Annotated in this window: 15 protein-coding genes; 7 read left to right on the top strand and 8 right to left on the bottom strand. The window is 70.7% G+C overall.

All coding sequences use genetic code 11. The annotated features are described in order from the left end of the window. Positions 1 to 38: 38 nt before the first annotated feature. Both ASF18_RS14870 and ahcY read right to left on the bottom strand, forming a co-directional pair. Positions 39 to 2,537, bottom strand: coding sequence for a PAS domain-containing sensor histidine kinase (locus tag ASF18_RS14870; RefSeq protein ID WP_056352875.1), 2,499 nt, complete (start codon positions 2,535 to 2,537; stop codon positions 39 to 41). 313 nt (positions 2,538 to 2,850) lie between these two features. Continuing rightward, positions 2,851 to 4,257: an adenosylhomocysteinase gene (gene ahcY, locus ASF18_RS14865; protein WP_156389726.1), complete on the bottom strand. Its 1,407-nt coding sequence runs from the start codon at positions 4,255 to 4,257 to the stop codon at positions 2,851 to 2,853. 252 nt (positions 4,258 to 4,509) lie between these two features. Here ahcY and ASF18_RS14860 point away from each other — a divergent pair, with 252 nt between their 5' ends. After that, on the top strand, positions 4,510 to 4,917 hold the full coding sequence (locus ASF18_RS14860) for a hypothetical protein (RefSeq protein WP_056352605.1): 408 nt from the start codon (positions 4,510 to 4,512) through the stop codon (positions 4,915 to 4,917). A 3-nt stretch (positions 4,918 to 4,920) separates the two neighbouring features. On the opposite strand, the gene ASF18_RS14855 is transcribed toward ASF18_RS14860, so the two are convergent. Both ASF18_RS14855 and ASF18_RS14850 read right to left on the bottom strand, forming a co-directional pair. After that, positions 4,921 to 6,537 (bottom strand): AMP-binding protein, encoded by a 1,617-nt coding sequence (locus ASF18_RS14855; protein WP_056214965.1) that lies wholly within the window; start codon positions 6,535 to 6,537, stop codon positions 4,921 to 4,923. 10 nt (positions 6,538 to 6,547) lie between these two features. Beyond that, positions 6,548 to 7,147: a nitroreductase family protein gene (locus tag ASF18_RS14850; RefSeq protein WP_056352603.1), complete on the bottom strand. Its 600-nt coding sequence runs from the start codon at positions 7,145 to 7,147 to the stop codon at positions 6,548 to 6,550. A 445-nt stretch (positions 7,148 to 7,592) separates the two neighbouring features. Between ASF18_RS14850 and ASF18_RS14845 the strand changes: the two genes are divergently transcribed. Beyond that, on the top strand, positions 7,593 to 8,930 hold the full coding sequence (locus tag ASF18_RS14845) for a diguanylate cyclase (protein WP_056352600.1): 1,338 nt from the start codon (positions 7,593 to 7,595) through the stop codon (positions 8,928 to 8,930). 24 nt (positions 8,931 to 8,954) lie between these two features. Here the strand turns inward: ASF18_RS14845 and ASF18_RS14840 are convergent, their stop codons facing one another. Further along, the gene (locus ASF18_RS14840) at positions 8,955 to 9,194 is read right to left on the bottom strand and encodes a hypothetical protein (protein ID WP_056275467.1); all 240 of its coding nucleotides are present in this window, start codon (positions 9,192 to 9,194) and stop codon (positions 8,955 to 8,957) included. Positions 9,195 to 9,281: 87 nt separating this feature from the next. Then, on the bottom strand, positions 9,282 to 9,512 hold the full coding sequence (locus tag ASF18_RS14835; protein WP_244472713.1) for a hypothetical protein: 231 nt from the start codon (positions 9,510 to 9,512) through the stop codon (positions 9,282 to 9,284). A 120-nt stretch (positions 9,513 to 9,632) separates the two neighbouring features. On the opposite strand from ASF18_RS14835, the gene ASF18_RS14830 reads away from it, so the two are divergent. Next, positions 9,633 to 9,857: a hypothetical protein gene (locus ASF18_RS14830; RefSeq protein ID WP_056275463.1), complete on the top strand. Its 225-nt coding sequence runs from the start codon at positions 9,633 to 9,635 to the stop codon at positions 9,855 to 9,857. A gap of 4 nt (positions 9,858 to 9,861) precedes the next feature. Here the strand turns inward: ASF18_RS14830 and ASF18_RS14825 are convergent, their stop codons facing one another. Continuing rightward, on the bottom strand, positions 9,862 to 10,470 hold the full coding sequence (locus ASF18_RS14825) for a glutathione peroxidase (protein ID WP_056352598.1): 609 nt from the start codon (positions 10,468 to 10,470) through the stop codon (positions 9,862 to 9,864). 192 nt (positions 10,471 to 10,662) lie between these two features. Here ASF18_RS14825 and ASF18_RS14820 point away from each other — a divergent pair, with 192 nt between their 5' ends. After that, positions 10,663 to 11,181 carry a PRC-barrel domain-containing protein gene (locus ASF18_RS14820; protein ID WP_056352596.1) on the top strand — a complete coding sequence of 173 codons (519 nt, stop codon included), beginning with the start codon at positions 10,663 to 10,665 and terminating at the stop codon, positions 11,179 to 11,181. Between the two features lie 213 nt (positions 11,182 to 11,394). Here ASF18_RS14820 and ASF18_RS14815 read toward each other — a convergent pair whose 3' ends face one another. Next, positions 11,395 to 11,829: a hypothetical protein gene (locus ASF18_RS14815; protein WP_056214943.1), complete on the bottom strand. Its 435-nt coding sequence runs from the start codon at positions 11,827 to 11,829 to the stop codon at positions 11,395 to 11,397. Positions 11,830 to 12,209: 380 nt separating this feature from the next. Between ASF18_RS14815 and argJ the strand changes: the two genes are divergently transcribed. The 3 genes from argJ to mutT are packed head-to-tail and all read left to right on the top strand — an operon-like array spanning position 12,210 to position 14,625. After that, positions 12,210 to 13,460 (top strand): bifunctional glutamate N-acetyltransferase/amino-acid acetyltransferase ArgJ, encoded by a 1,251-nt coding sequence (gene argJ, locus ASF18_RS14810; RefSeq protein WP_056352594.1) that lies wholly within the window; start codon positions 12,210 to 12,212, stop codon positions 13,458 to 13,460. Beyond that, a complete protein-coding gene (locus ASF18_RS14805; RefSeq protein WP_056352592.1) occupies positions 13,457 to 14,200 on the top strand; it encodes an SIMPL domain-containing protein in 744 nt (247 codons plus the stop codon). Before argJ ends, ASF18_RS14805 begins: the two co-directional genes overlap by 4 nt. Then, the gene (gene mutT, locus ASF18_RS14800) at positions 14,197 to 14,625 is read left to right on the top strand and encodes an 8-oxo-dGTP diphosphatase MutT (protein ID WP_056214936.1); all 429 of its coding nucleotides are present in this window, start codon (positions 14,197 to 14,199) and stop codon (positions 14,623 to 14,625) included. The genes ASF18_RS14805 and mutT overlap by 4 nt, the downstream gene beginning before the upstream one ends. The last annotated feature ends 66 nt before the right edge of the window (positions 14,626 to 14,691 follow it).

The following is a 14,691-nucleotide window of genomic DNA, read 5'->3' as shown; positions in this document are numbered from 1 at the left end:
GACCGAAGGCTCCATGGGGACGCCCCCGTCCGACGCACCTACTCGGCGGCATCCCGCCGCGCGGTCGGCTCGGTGATCGGGAAGGTGCAGGTGACGCGGGTGCCGGCGCCGGGGGCCGAGTCCAGGCCGACGCGTCCGCCATGCAGTTCCACGAAGGAGCGCACGATCGACAGGCCGAGGCCGACGCCGCGATGGCGGGTACCGAGGGTGTGGCTCTCGAAGCGGTCGAAGACCCGCGCGGCGACGTCGGGCGGCATGCCCTGCCCCTGGTCGGCCACCGCCAGGGTCAGTTCCGAGGCGTTGCGGCGGACCTCCACGCGGACCTGCTGGCCCGGCGCCGAGAAACCGACGGCGTTCGACAGGAGGTTGAACAGGATCTGGCGGACGCGCTTGCCGTCGGCCACGAAGGTGCCGACGTCGTCGGGCACGTCGAGATCGAGGGCGATGGCGGAATCGGCGAGCCTGTCCTCCAGCCCGCGCACGGCGGCATCGACGGTGGCGCGGACGTCGACCACCTCGCGGGTGAGCTCGAGGGAGCCCGCATCGATGGAGGCGAGATCGAGGATGTCGTTGATCATCACGAGCAGCGCGCCCGACGAGCGCATGATGTGGCCGGAATACTCGCGCTGGCGCTCGTTCAGGGCGCCCACCGTCTCGTCGCCGAGGAGCTGGGTGAAGCCGATGATGTTGGTGAGCGGCGAGCGCAGCTCGTAGGAGACGTGGTTCACGAAAGTGTCGCGCAGCTGCGAGGTCCGCTCCAGGGCGTCGTTCTTGTCGGTGAGCGCGCGCTCCACGTTCACGCTGGCGGTAACGTCGATGAGGGTGAGCAGCGTCGCGCCCTCGGGCAGCGGTTGGGCGGCGCAGTCGAGCACGGTGCCGTCGACGATCTCCAGGCGGCAGGTCAGGCCGGCGCGGCTTTCCAGGCCGGTGATGGCGCCGCGGATGTCGATCCACGGGTCTTCGTCGGGCGAGAGGGTCTGGCAGGCGGCGATGACGGCATCGACCCGGGGGCGCTCGCGCAGGGTCTCGGGATCGAGGCGCCACAGGGTCGCGAAGGCACGGTTGGCGAAGGTCAGCCGGCCGTCGGCGCCGAACACCGCCACGGGCTCCTTCAGGGTGTCGAGGGTCTCGGCCTGGACCCGCATCAGCGCGTTGTAGCGGGATTCGAGCTTCATGTTCTCCGAGACGTCGTCGAACAGGTAGGTCAGGCCGCCCTGGGGGTTGGGATCGGCGACGACGCGCAGCGAGCGCCCGTCGGGCAGGTACCACCAGGCCTCGTTGGCCTCCACGGCGCGGTAGGCGGCGAGCACGTCGGCCTTCCAGGACTTGAAGTCGGCCTGCTCGGGCAGCTTCCGGGCGGCGCGCAGCCGGTCGAGGATCTCGCCGTCGAGGGGGCGGCCGTCGAGGAAGGCCGGGTCGAGGTCCCAGAGCTGGCGGTAGGCGGCGTTGTGGAAGATCAGGCGCTGGCGGGCGTCGAACATCGCCACGGCGGTGGGCAGCTGGTCGAGGGTGCGGACGTTGGCATCCATCTGCCGCTGCAGGTCGGCGCGGACGCTCTCGAGCTCCGAGACGTCGACGGCGATGCCGACGCGGCCGGTCTCGATGGCGCTCTCGGTGACGTCGAGGGTCCGCCGGCCGCCCGCCACCACGGCGGAGAGACGATGCGGGACGCGCCCCCCGGTGGCCAGGCGGCCGGATTCGTCGCGGGCGATGAGGTCCCGGGCCTGCCGGTCGAGGAGTTCGACGCCGGCCTCGAGGGCGTGCTCCCGGGTGCCCCCCTCCACCGCCGCGACGTAGGCGAGGTTGACCCAGGCGAGCGCCCCGTCGCGGTTGCGGCGCCAGACCGGATGCGGGATCGCGTCCAGGAGACTGCCGAGCGCCGAGAGGCCGCGCTTGGCCTCGTACAGGGTGAGGCGCAGGTCGATGAGTTCGCGCTTCTCGTCGGTCGTCTCGCGCAGGCGCAGGATCGCGCGGCCGGACAGGGCCTGCCCGTGCGCGTCGATGAAGCGGCCCGACTGGGTGCGCAGGCTCAGGCGGAAGCCGGCGCCGCGGGCGCGCAGCGCCTCGACGGCCGTGTTCAGGGCGTCGGCGTCGACCGCATGCAGCCAGGTCTCGAAGCCGGGCAGGCCAGGATCGGCGTCGCCGGGCGCGCGCCGGCCATCGATGAGGCCGAGATCGCCCTCGATGGTCGGCGCACCGCGGCCCGACCAGGTGATGAGGACCTGACGCTCGGCGTTCAGGAGCATTTCGGCGCGGTCGTGGGACTCGCGCAGGGCCGACAGCTCGGTCACGAGGTCGCGCTCGCGCCGGGTCCAGCGGCCGCGCTCGCGCATGTGCAGCAGGGCCACGATGGTGGCGAACACCGTCAGGCCGATCAGGATGGCGAGACCGGCCGCGTTGTGCGTGTGTTGCCCGAACCCCGAGACGGCAGCGCCGGCATCCAGCCCCGTCCCGGCCGCCCGCGCCGGGGGACCGGCCACGGCGACGGCGAGAGAGCCGGCGCACAGCAGGGCGCGCGCCGTTCGTTCGACCCTCATGATCCGTCCCGCCTCCACGAATCTTCGATGAGACGCCGAAAGGCGCCCATCCCGCAACCGGCCGGAGGCCGGCTGCGAGCCACTCCATCTGAGGAATCAGCCCACACTAGCGCGAGGCGGAATCGTCCCGGAAGAGGCTTAAGCTTAACTTTAGAGGCTTCGGAGGCGATGGCCGCGCAGGAGCGCAGAAAAGCCACACTGCGACGGCGCGTCCGGCAGGGACCGGACGCGCGAAAGCCCGGCACGGGGCCGGGCTTCGCAGGAGCCGATCGGAGGTCGTCGCGGCGCCCCGCGAGGGGCGCCGGAGCGGTCTTCAGTAGCGGTAGTGGTCGGGCTTGAACGGGCCGTTCTCGGAGACGCCGATATAGGCGGCCTGGTCGGGACGGAGCTTGGAGAGCTTCACGCCGATCTTCTCGAGGTGGAGGAGCGCCACCTTCTCGTCGAGGGCCTTCGGCAGGGTGTAGACCTGCTTCTCGTACTTGCCCGGGTTGGTCCAGAGCTCGATCTGGGCCAAGGTCTGGTTGGTGAAAGAGGCCGACATCACGAAGGACGGGTGGCCGGTGGCGTTGCCGAGGTTCACCAGGCGTCCCTCCGACAGGAGGATGATGCGGTGGCCGTCGGGGAAGGTGATCTCGTCCACCTGCGGCTTGATGTTCGACCACTGCATGTTCTTCAGGCCGGCGACCTGGATCTCGTTGTCGAAGTGGCCGATGTTGCACACGATGGCGCGGTCCTTCATCGCCCGCATGTGCTCGATGGTGATGATGTCCTTGTTGCCCGTCGCGGTGACGAAGATGTCGGCGCGCGGCGCGGCGTCCTCCATCGTCACGACCTCGTAGCCTTCCATCGCGGCCTGGAGCGCGCAGATCGGATCGACCTCGGAGACGAGGACGCGGCAGCCGGCGTGGCGCAGCGACGAGGCCGAGCCCTTGCCCACGTCGCCGAAGCCCGCGACCATGGCGACCTTGCCGGCCATCATCACGTCGGTGCCGCGGCGGATGCCGTCGACCAGCGACTCGCGGCAGCCGTAGAGGTTGTCGAACTTCGACTTGGTGACGGCGTCGTTCACGTTGATCGCCGGGAAGAGGAGCTTGCCCTCCTTGGCGAGGTTGTAGAGGCGGTGCACGCCGGTGGTGGTCTCCTCGGAGACGCCCTTGATCGAGTCGGCGAGGCCCGCGAACCAGCCCTTCGGCTTCTCGCTGAGCTTCTTCTTCAGGAGCGCGAAGAAGATCTCCTCCTCCTCGGATTCCGGCTTGTCGAGGAAGGCGGTGTCGCCGTTCTCGGCGCGCAGGCCCAGGTGCACGAACATGGTGGCGTCGCCGCCGTCGTCGAGGATCATGTTCGGCAGGCCGCCGTCATGCCAGTCGAACAGCTTCGAGGTGTAGTCCCAATACTCCTCCAGGGTCTCGCCCTTGATGGCGAAGACCGGGATGCCGGCGGCCGCGATGGCGGCGGCGGCGTGGTCCTGGGTCGAGTAGATGTTGCAGGAGACCCAGCGGATGTCGGCGCCCAGCGCCTTCAGGGTCTCGATCAGCACGGCCGTCTGGATCGTCATGTGCAGCGAGCCGGCGATCTTCGCGCCCTTCAGGGGCTGCGACGGACCGAATTCCTCGCGCGTGGCCATCAGGCCCGGCATCTCGGTCTCGGCGATCGAGATCTCCTTGCGGCCGTACTCGGCCAGACCGATGTCCTTGACGATGTAATCCTGGGCCGGGGAAATCTGGGCCATTTCGTAATCGCTCCGTCTCTCGTTGCGTCTCGGCGAGGCCTATAGCAGGGCGCCGGGCCAGAGGCAATCAAGATATAAAGATGTCTTTATGCGAATGATTCCAGTCGGTCCCGCCTGGGCCGGTCGGTCGCCCGCGCGTTACAAATCCCGCAGAACGTGTCTTTTTGGAATCGGTTGTGTCTGCGCCGGGCCCACGACTCGGGCATGCTCCGGCGCAGTGTTCCCAAGAGCGGGGCAGCCCCCATGATCCGGCACGTCGTCCTGGCCAGCGCCATGGGTCTCGCTTCGGGCGTGACCGCCCAGGCGAGCCCGATGCGCGTGCCCACGTTCGAGAAGGTCGTGTTCGGAAGCAGCCGGCTCACGGCCGCCTCGTTCTCCTCGCTCGATCCGACGTGCAAGTCTCTCGGCCCGATGACGATCAGCCTGATCGAAGCGCCGCATGACGGCCGCGTGCAGATCGCGCAGGGACAGGATTTTCCGAGCTTCCCGATGTTCAATGCGCGGGCGCACTGCAATGCCCGCAAGCGGCCCGCGACCTTCGTGTTCTACACCGCGGCGCCCGGCTATACCGGCCGCGACGCGTTTGCGCTCGAACTGGTCGATCCCGTGGGTAATGTCAGCCGCGTCCGCTACCGCGTGACGGTGCGGTGAGCCTCACCCCTCGTCGCGCAGCTGCCGGCGGATGATCTTGCCCGTGGTGGTCATGGGCAGATGATCGCGAAACGCGATCGCGCGCGGGTATTCGTGGGCCGAGAGGCGGGTGCGCACGAAGGCCTGGATCTCGGCGGCCAGGGCATCCGAGGCCTCGTAGCCCGGGCGCAGGACGACGTAGGCCTTCACGATCTCGGTTCGCAGGGGATCCGGCTTGCCCACCGCGGCGGCGAGGGCCACGGCCGGGTGCGCGCCGAGGCAATCCTCGATCTCGGTGGGACCGATGCGATAGGCGGCCGAGGTGATGAGATCGTCCTCGCGCCCGACGAAGTGGACGTAGCCGTCGGCGTCGCGCCGGGCGGTGTCTCCGGTGAGCATCCAGTCACCGAAGAACTTCTTCGCCGTCGCCTCGGGCTGGTTCCAGTAGCGCAGGAACATCACGGGGTCGGGCCGGGCGACGGCGATCTCGCCGGGCTCGTCGGCGGCGGCCTCGCTGCCGTCCGGCCGCAGGATCGCGACCCGGTGCCCGGGGACCGGGCGTCCGGTGGAGCCGGCCCGCGCCACCCCGGCCGCCCGGCAGGCGGCCAGGACGAGGTTGCACTCGGTCTGGCCGTAGGCCTCGCCGATGGTGAGCCCCAGTTCGCGCCGCGCCCAGTCGAAGGTTTCCGGACCCAGGGCCTCGCCGGCGGAGGCGATGTTGCGCAGGCGGGACAGGTCGAAGCGCCCGCGCGGATCGGCGACGCCGCGCAGCATGCGCAGGGCCGTCGGCGGCAGGAACGCGAGGCTGATCGCCCGCTCGGCGATCAGCCGGAACGCGGCCTCCGGCTCGAACCGGAAATTCGGGCAGGCCAGCACCGGCACGCCGAAATGCAGGCTCGGCAGCGTCGCGTTGAGGAGGCCGCCGGCCCAGGCCCAGTCGGACGGCGTCCACATCCGGTCGCCGGCCTGCGGCGGAAAATCGTGCATCATGCAGAAGCCCGGCAGATGCCCCAGGAGCACCCGGTGGGCGTGCAGCGCGCCCTTGGCCGGCCCGGTCGTACCGGAGGTGTAGATCATCAGGGCGGGATCGTCGGCCCGGGTGTCGACCGGCACGAACCCGCCCGGCGCCTCGGCGAGCAGGGCATCGCAGCCGAGGGCCTCGCCCCGCGCGCCGTCCACGCAGACGACGAGGTCGAGGTCCGGCAGGTCGGCGCGGAGGGCCTCGATCTTGGAGAGGCCCGCCGCGTCGGTGATCAGGACGCGGGCCCCGGCATCGGCCAGGCGGTAGCGCAGGGCGTCCGGCCCGAACAGGCCCGCGAGCGGCAGCGCGATCGCCCCGAGCTTGTAGGCGGCCGCATGGGCGATCACCACGGCGGCCGATTGCGGGAGCAGGACCCCGACGCGGTCGCCGGGCACCACGCCCCGGGCCCGCAACCCGGCCGCCAGACGATCGGAGCGATCCTTCAGGTGGCCGAAGGTGACGTCCGAGACCCGCGCCCCGACGAGCTCCTGGATCGCGACCCGATCGGGCGCGCGCAGAGCCCAGCGGTCGCAGACATCGACGCCGATGTTGAACCGCTCCGGGATGTCCCAGGCGAACCCGGCGACGAGCCCGGCATAATCGGGGGCGGATCTCAGCACGGCGGACGACTCAGGCTTCGCGGGCCTTGAAGGCACCGGCGAAGGCGAAGTCGCTGATCGGCCGCCGGCCGTTCGGCACCTCCTTGGCCCGCTGCTCCTCGGTGAGATCGGCCGGGTTCGCCGCGCGCCCGACGGCGTAGGCCGCCTCGACCTGATGGTCCGGCGGCACGTTGAGCACGGTGACGGAGCGCGCCTTGTCGAACCCGCCCATGCCGTGCACGTGCCAGCCCTGGCGGATCGCCTGGAGCTGGAAGTTCGCCGAGGCGGCCCCGGTGTCGAGGGAATGGCTCGCCGAGGGCGTCAGGCCGTCACCGGTCTTCATCAGCTTGCTCGAGACCAGGATGACGAGGGCGCCGGCCCCCTCCGCCCACTTGCGGTTTCCCGGCACCAGCAGGTCGAGGAAGGTCTCCCAGGCGGGGGTTCCGCGCAGGGCGTAGACGAAGCGCCAGGGCTGGGAGTTGTAGGAGGACGGCGCCCAGCGGGCGGCCTCGATCATCCGCAGAAGCTCGGATTCCGGCACGGCCTCGCCCGTGAAGGCGCGCGGGGACCAGCGCTCGAGGAAAAGCGGATCGATGTCGTGGTCGGGCTGGCGTGGGTTCGAGAGGGTCACGGGCAGGCTCCAGAAGGCGTAGAGATCCGGGTCGAGGGATGGCGACGGGCAGCCCCGAACGCGGTCCGCGGCGGCGCGCGCCCGGATCTGGACGAGGCATGCACGAGGTGGCCCCCGGGAGGCAATCGTCCATTCGGTCGGGCACCGTCACATCCCAAGATTGTCAGGCACATTTTTACACGTCCTGGTCATTCTGTGCCATCGATCGCTCGGATTTTAGCGATCGGGGCAAGCATGCCGACAGGAGTTGCGGTCACTCTTGCCCGTGGGGCCGAACGCTTGGCCCGGGAGCCGAACGCTTGGCCCGGAAGCCGAACTCTTGGCCCGGGGGCCGAACTCTTCGCCCGGGAGCCGAACTCTTCGCCCGGGAGCCGAAGTGGCTCGCCTGCCCGTCGCCCGCCTGCCCGCCTGCCCGCCGCCCGCTTGCCCATGGATTTTTCCGCGCGTGATCGCTTCGTCTGCTGCCCGATCGTCCGACGATCCGGGCTCCCTGTCGTTTCGCGCCAGCGACCGTCTGCTGGTGCTCATCGAACGGACGCTGCAGGCGACGCGCTGGCGCCTCGTCTTCCCGGCCGAACTCGAAAGCCGGTTCGAGGCGGAGACCGGACGCCGGCGGGTTCGGCACCTGCGGCGCACCACCCTCATCGGCCTCGCGGTCTTCCACCTCTATGCCGGGGCCGCCTTCGTCACCACGCCCGACGTCGCGATGCTGAATCTGGTCCTGCGGTTCGCCGTGATGACGCCGCTGGCCATCGGGATCTTCGTGGGCCTGAGCCGGGTGAGCGCCCCCATTCGGGAGGCCCTGTGCGGCCTCGGCGTCCTGGCAGCGGTGACGATCCCGGTGCTCACGCTCTGGCTCGGCCACGGACCCAACGTCGCCCACGCGACCACGGCGATCTGGCTGACGGTGATCTTCGCCAACATCTCCCTGGCGCTCCGGTTCACCTGGGCCTGCATCGTCTCCGGCACGACCGCGCTCGCCGGCGGCCTCGCCATCGCCGCCCACCCGGAGATTGCCTCGGATCTGGCGGGCCTGGTCCGGCTCGACATGCTGATCGGCATCGCCTTCAGTCTGGGGGCCGCGCATGAGATCGAGAGCGCCAACCGACGCAACTACCTCTACACGCTGCGGGAATCCTTGCGGGCGCAGCAGCTCGTGGTCGCCAACGCCCGGCTGACCCGTCTCTCGACCACGGACCCGCTCACGGGCCTCGCCAATCGGAGGGCCTTCTCGCAGCGTCTCGAAGCCCTGTGGCAGGCCTCCCGCGACGGCGATCCGTTCGCCCTGATGCTGGTGGATGTCGACCACTTCAAGCGCTTCAACGACCATTACGGACACGGGGCGGGCGATGCTTGCCTATGCGAGATCTCGCGGCTGCTGACCGCCCGGGTCAGCGGGACCGCCGACCTGGTGTCGCGCTACGGCGGCGAGGAATTCGCCCTTTTGCTGCCGGGCCTCGACAGCGCGGCGGCCATCGACCTGGCGGAGCGGGTCCGCCAGTCGCTCAATGCCCTCGCCCTGCCCCATGCCGGGCGCGGCGACGGCCTGGACCACGTCACCGTCAGCGTCGGCGTCGCGGCGAGCCCGGACGGCGCGGAGACCCCGGCCGCCCTGGTGGAGGCCGCCGATGCAGCGCTCTACCGGGCGAAGTCGGCGGGGCGCAACCGCACCAAATGCGAGGGCGCGCCCTTTCGCGCGGGGACCGGACCGGGCCTCGAGGTCGAGCCGGCCCTGGCCGCCTGGCCGGCCGGTGGGGCCCCGCCCCGGCGACGCTCGGTCTGAGCGCCGCCGGACCGGGACCGGACGTCAATCGACCACGCGGGCCGTCGGACGATCGTTGCCCTGGGCGGTCTCGTCGTGCCATGCGCCCTGGCTGTCCTGGTAGCGGATGCCCTCCGTCGAACCCGGAACCTGCTGCTCGGCCGCGGCGGCCTGGGCCGCCTGCAGGGCCTCGTCATGGCTCGGATAGGTCTCTGAGAACACGTCGCCGACCTTGTAGGCGAAGCCGCCATCGTGCTCGACGATGCGATAGGTGATCTCGGACATCGGCTGTTCCTTCCCGTTTCACGCACCCGCGCGTCTGCGAGCGCAGCATCCGGGAGGGCGAACACGGGGCGGTTCGGGAGGTTCCGCTCAGTGTCGGGTCGGGCTCGCCCAGGACAGGTTGGGAAGCGCCGCCGCGCAGCCCGCGATCAGCGAACCGCGCACATCGGCGGGGTCGTAGCCCGGCCCATCGGGAAACCCGATCGCGTGGGTGGTTTCGCTGTCGGAGCGGCGGATATGGGCGACCCAGCCCTCCGGCGCCCGCTCGAAGGCGATCTCGAAGACGATACCCGCCTGCTCGAACCGGTGCGGCTTCATCATCCCGTTCCTCGACCCGTCCCGCGCCAGCCCGGATCTCAGGGTGATTCCGGGGCGGCCTCTCGCGGGATGTGGGGGTTTGCGATATCGGGACAAGGCAGTCAGCCGACCCCGGGAACACGCATGCGCCGCCTTTGCCTCGCTCTCCTCCTGACGCTGCTGGGCGCGGACCAGGGCGCCCGGGCGGAGTTCAGCCTGTTCGGCAGCGCCGATCGCACCCCGGCCAATCCCTTCGCCTCGAACTACGCCTCGCCGCCGGTGCGCGGGACGTCGGAGCGGGCCCGGCGCCCCCGCCGCGCACCGCCTCCACCGGGGTCCCTGCGCCCGCCCCGGGACATCCCGCGCTGAACGCTCAGGCGGCGGGCAGCGCGTTGGCGATCGCGGTGACGATGCGCGGATCGTTGGGCTCGACCGAGGACGGGAAGGCGCCGATCAGGCTGCCGTCGCGGTCGACCAGATACTTATGGAAGTTCCAGCCGGGCGTGCTGCCGGGCTTCTCGGCGGCCGCCCAGCGATAGAACGGATGCGCGGCGGGACCCCGGACATGGGTCTTGGCGGTGACAGGGAAGGTCACGCCATGGTTCTTGCGGGCGGCCTCCGCGATGGCGACGCCGTCCAGGGGTTCCTGGTTGCCGAAATCGGGCGACGGCACCGCGATGACGGTGAGGCCCCGGTCACCGAAGCGGGTCCAGAGGCCCTGCAGCCCCGTGAATTGCCCGGCATAGCCGCAGGCCGTAGCCGTATTGACCACGAGGATGGGCCGACCGGCATAGGCCGAGAGCGGCAGGGTTCCGCCCTCCGGCTTCTCGAAGGCGAAGTCGCCCGCCTTCCTGGCGTCGGCCACGGCCGGGCGGACACCGCAGACGAGGGCCCCGCCGAGCAACGCGAGGGCGTGACGGCGCGGCAACCGCGCGAGCCGGGCGTTGGCGGGCCGGGCGTTGGGCAGCAGGACGTTCGACATGGTGCGGCACCCCGTGGCGGGCGCGCGGACCGGTTCCGCCGCCCCTTGGACCGAGAAATCTAAGGCCCGACCGGCGTTCGTCCATTCACCATGCCGGATCGCGGGAACCTTTGGCGGAAGCTTGAACTTGAGCTGTGGCACCACGGCCCCCCTCGTTCGCCCTTCGGCCCGACCTTTCGAAAGACTTCGTCCATGCGCAGCCTGTTGCTCGGCACGACTCTCCTCGCTGCCAGCGCCACCCTCGCCCTCGCTCAGTCGCCGGATGCCACCGCGCCCGCCGCCTCGCCGGCACCGGTCCAGGCCGCCCCCGCGACCCTCGCCAACGATCTGCGCCCCACCTTCGTGGTGCAGAACAAGAGCGACATGGTCACGTCGAAGCTGGTTGGCCTGACCATCCAGAACGCCGCCAACGAGACCATCGGCGAGATCGCCGACGTCGTGCTCGACGAGAAGAATACGGTCAAGTCGTGGGTGGTCGGCGTCGGCGGCTTCCTCGGGATCGGCACGAAGTACGTGGCCATCGACCCGAGCGCCATGAAGCTCGTCCGCGTCGACGACACCACCCTGAAGGCGACCATCGACACCAACAAGGACCAGCTCCGCGCCGCGCCGGAATACGTCTACCTCGGCAAGGCCAAGCCCAATGCGGATGCCACCAACACGAACACGGATGCCAATCCGAAGCCGGCGGACGCCCCCAAGGCGCAGTGATCCGGCCCCGGATGGGTTGAACGGACGCCTTCGCATCCCTGCGAGGGCGTTTTTCGTTTCCGGGCATCGCAGGTCTGACCCGCACCGGACCGTCAGAAAACCGTCACGTCGTTGGGGTATTCGGCTCGCCAATCGGAGCCCAACGGCACCGCCGGTCGATCCCGAAGGGGACGGTTTCGAAGAGCCGGTCGCGTGCAGCGAAGGCCGATGAGATCAGGCAGGGCTGCGCAGAGCGTCCCGCACCGTGCTGGCGACGTTGTCGATGCGCCGGACCGCGATCAGGCCGTCGCGGTCGTCGGGGAATTGGGCGTCGAACAGCTCCTCGAGCCACGGCGTCGGATCGTCTTCGCTCGCCAGCGATTCCAGGTCGCTGGCAAAGACGATGCGCAGGTCCGGGCGCAGAGCACGGGCTTCCAAGGCCAGCTTCTGGCAGCAGAGCTTGCCCTGCAGGCTGACGTCCGTCACGAGAACATCGACGGGAAGGCCGAGGGCCAGGACCGTCATCGCGTCGACGCCGCAATCCACCGTGGTGGCCGCGAAGCCCGCTCGTCGAATCTGCGACGTCACCTCATCGCGCCAATGCTTCTGGCGACCGGCGATCAGAACCTGAACGCCGTAGGCGCCACCTGGCGAAGTCGGTCGTTCCATAGTCGAGACTCCCCCCTCGCGCCTGGACATCCGTGCCGATCACCTCGGAAACTGTGCGTCGCAGCATGCTATGTCACGTTCGCTCGTACAGACAAGCCCCCCATCCTGCCGAGGCGAGTGTCTTTCGGGCCCGCCTTCGTCTGATGTCCCGGACCGTCGACCCGGAGAACTCCCGCACGACACGATGCTGCACCGCAGCACTGGCTCAGGTCTGCAAGCGGATCCCCTGGACAAGTCCCTGGTCTGACAGGACTCGTGGCCGTCGCGTCCGATGCGACAGGGGGATGACGGTGGTCGCGGTTGACGCGGACGGCGCGCGCGGGGCAACACCGGCCTCGCCGCGCGCCCGAGACGGCCGCAGAGATCCGGAGCCCTCGCCCATGTCGTCTGCCAAGAGCCCCCCCGTCTCGCCGCTGGCGCCCCGGACACAACCGCAGCTCCCGGCGATTCGCGGCGTCGGGCTCGCGACCGCGCAGGCGGGCATCCGCTATTCCGGGCGGACCGACGTGCTCTACGTGGCGCTCGCCGCGGGCACGCAGGCGGCCGGCGTGTTCACCCGCTCGAAATGCCCCTCCGCTCCGGTGGATTGGTGCCGCGAGGCGCTGGGCAGTGCGGGTGCCCGAGCCCTCGTGGTGAATTCCGGCAACGCCAATGCCTTCACGGGCCTGCGCGGGCGCGAGGCCGTTGCACTGACGGCCCGGATCGCCGCCGAGGCGGCACAGTGCCGGCCGGAGGAGATCTTCATCGCTTCCACCGGCGTGATCGGCGAGCCCCTCGACGCCACCAAGTTCGAGGGCGTGCTGGCTGACTGCGCCGGGCGGACCCGGGACGGCGCCGAGGCTTGGGCCGCGGCCGCCCAGGCCATCATGACCACCGACACCTTCCCCAAGCTCGCCACGCGCCGGGCCACCATCGACGGCGTCACCGTCACCCTCAACGGCATCGCCAAGGGCGCGGGCATGATCGCCCCCGACATGGCGACGATGCTGAGCTTCGTCTTCACCGATGCCGCCCTGCCCCAGGGGGTGCTCCAGGCGCTCCTCTCCGCCGGCACGGCCACCAGCTTCAACTGCGTGACCGTCGACGGCGACACCTCCACCTCCGACACCCTGATGCTGTTCGCGACGGGTGCGGCCGGCAACGCCGCGATGTCCGACGCCGGCGATCCGCGCCTCTCCGGGTTCCGCGCCGCCCTCGACGACCTCCTGGTCGATCTGGCCCAGCTCGTCGCCCGGGATGGCGAGGGGGCCCGCAAATTCGTCACCGTGCGGGTCACGGGGGCGACCAGCGACGCCTCGGCCCACCGCATCGCGATGTCGATCGCCAACTCGCCCCTGGTGAAGACCGCCATCGCGGGCGAGGATGCCAACTGGGGCCGGGTGGTGATGGCGGTGGGCAAGGCCGGCGAGCCGGCCGACCGCGACCGCCTCGCGATCTGGTTCGGCGACGTGCGCGTGGCGCGCGCGGGCGCCCGCGATCCCGATTACAGCGAAGCGGCGGCGAGCGCCGTGATGCGCGAGTCCGACGTCACCGTGCGGGTCGATCTCGGTCTCGGCGAGGGCAGCGCACGCGTCTGGACCTGCGACCTGACCAAGCTCTACATCGAGATCAACGGGGATTACCGCTCATGAGGCGCACCCAGGCGGTCGCCCTCTCCGCCCTCCTGGCGCTCGTCCTGCTCGACGTCCCGGGCGCGGCGCGGGCCGAGGACAGGCCGGGGCTCGCCGAGGGCTGGATCAGCGTCGTCGGACGCGCCCGCTCCGAAGTGGCACCGGACTTCGCCTCGGTGGAGATCGGCGTCGAGGCCAGGGGCGCGACCCCGGCCGCCGCCCTCGACGGCGCCAGCACCGCCGCGAAGGCGATCCTCGCGCTGGCCGCCGACTTCAAGGTGCCGGAGGCGGATCTCGGCACCTCCGCGGTGACGCTGCAGCCGGTCACCCGCTCGGTCCGACAGGCGGACGGGTCCTTCGCCGAGAAGCCGGACGGCTACCGCGCCGCCAACACGGTGCGGGTTCGCCTCGCCGATATGGGGCGCCTCGGCGACCTGATGCGGCGGGCCCTCGACGGGGGGGCGAACCGCATCGACGGCGTCGGCTTCGGCCTGCGCGATCCCGACGCGGCCGAAAGCGCCGTGCGCAGCGCGGCGATGAAGGATGCACGGACCCAGGCCGAACGGCTGGCCGAGGCGGCCGGCGTCACCCTCGGGCGGGTGGTGTCGATCCAGTCCCCGGCGACGTCCTCGGGGCCGCCGATCGCTTTCGCGGCGCCCGCGCCCATGCGCGCCAAGCGCGGCGGCACGCCGGTGCCCCTCGTCGCCGGCACCATCGAGACCGCCGCCGATGTCGCCGCGACCTTCGCGATCGCCCCATGACCCCGGCGACGCCCGCGCCCCTGCGCATCCTCCTCGTCGTCGCCGTCGCGCTGGTCGACACCGATGGACGCGTGCTCCTCGCCCAGCGCCCGCCCGGCAAGCAGCTCGCCGGCCTCTGGGAATTTCCCGGCGGCAAGGTCGACCCGGGCGAGCGGCCGGAGGAGACCCTGATCCGCGAGCTCTTCGAGGAACTCGGCATCACCGTGCAGGAGGCCTGCCTCGCCCCCCTCACCTTCGCGAGCCACGCCTATCCGGACTTCCACCTCCTGATGCCGCTCTACATCTGCCGGCGCTGGGACGGGTTGCCGCGCTCCATGGAGGGGCAGGCGCTGAAGTGGGTGCGTCCGCGCGACCTCAAGGACCAGCCGATGCCGCCGGCCGATGCGCCGCTGATTCCCTTCCTGCTGGATCTGCTCGGACCCTGATCCAGTTCTGACGGGCAGATCCCGTCCGGCGCGATCTGCCCTGTCGGGAAACGACTTGCCCTGTCG

Origin of the sequence: Methylobacterium sp. Leaf89 (assembly GCF_001422215.1) — a bacterium.
Taxonomy (GTDB): Bacteria; Pseudomonadota; Alphaproteobacteria; order Rhizobiales; family Beijerinckiaceae; genus Methylobacterium.
Note: the sequence above shows the minus strand (reverse complement) of the source record. Positions and strands in the feature narration are given on the sequence as shown.

What these genes read in the sequence shown, in the direction of transcription:
- ASF18_RS14870 (WP_056352875.1), bottom strand. Translation starts at nt 2,537, where the DNA reads ATGAGGGTCGAACGAACGGCGCGCGCCCTGCTGTGCGCCGGCTCTCTC.
- ASF18_RS14860 (WP_056352605.1), top strand. Translation starts at nt 4,510, where the DNA reads ATGATCCGGCACGTCGTCCTGGCCAGCGCCATGGGTCTCGCTTCGGGC.
- ASF18_RS14840 (WP_056275467.1), bottom strand. Translation starts at nt 9,194, where the DNA reads ATGTCCGAGATCACCTATCGCATCGTCGAGCACGATGGCGGCTTCGCC.
- ASF18_RS14835 (WP_244472713.1), bottom strand. Translation starts at nt 9,512, where the DNA reads ATGATGAAGCCGCACCGGTTCGAGCAGGCGGGTATCGTCTTCGAGATC.
- ASF18_RS14830 (WP_056275463.1), top strand. Translation starts at nt 9,633, where the DNA reads ATGCGCCGCCTTTGCCTCGCTCTCCTCCTGACGCTGCTGGGCGCGGAC.
- ASF18_RS14825 (WP_056352598.1), bottom strand. Translation starts at nt 10,470, where the DNA reads ATGTCGAACGTCCTGCTGCCCAACGCCCGGCCCGCCAACGCCCGGCTC.
- ASF18_RS14820 (WP_056352596.1), top strand. Translation starts at nt 10,663, where the DNA reads ATGCGCAGCCTGTTGCTCGGCACGACTCTCCTCGCTGCCAGCGCCACC.
- ASF18_RS14815 (WP_056214943.1), bottom strand. Translation starts at nt 11,829, where the DNA reads ATGGAACGACCGACTTCGCCAGGTGGCGCCTACGGCGTTCAGGTTCTG.
- argJ (WP_056352594.1), top strand. Translation starts at nt 12,210, where the DNA reads ATGTCGTCTGCCAAGAGCCCCCCCGTCTCGCCGCTGGCGCCCCGGACA.
- ASF18_RS14805 (WP_056352592.1), top strand. Translation starts at nt 13,457, where the DNA reads ATGAGGCGCACCCAGGCGGTCGCCCTCTCCGCCCTCCTGGCGCTCGTC.
- mutT (WP_056214936.1), top strand. Translation starts at nt 14,197, where the DNA reads ATGACCCCGGCGACGCCCGCGCCCCTGCGCATCCTCCTCGTCGTCGCC.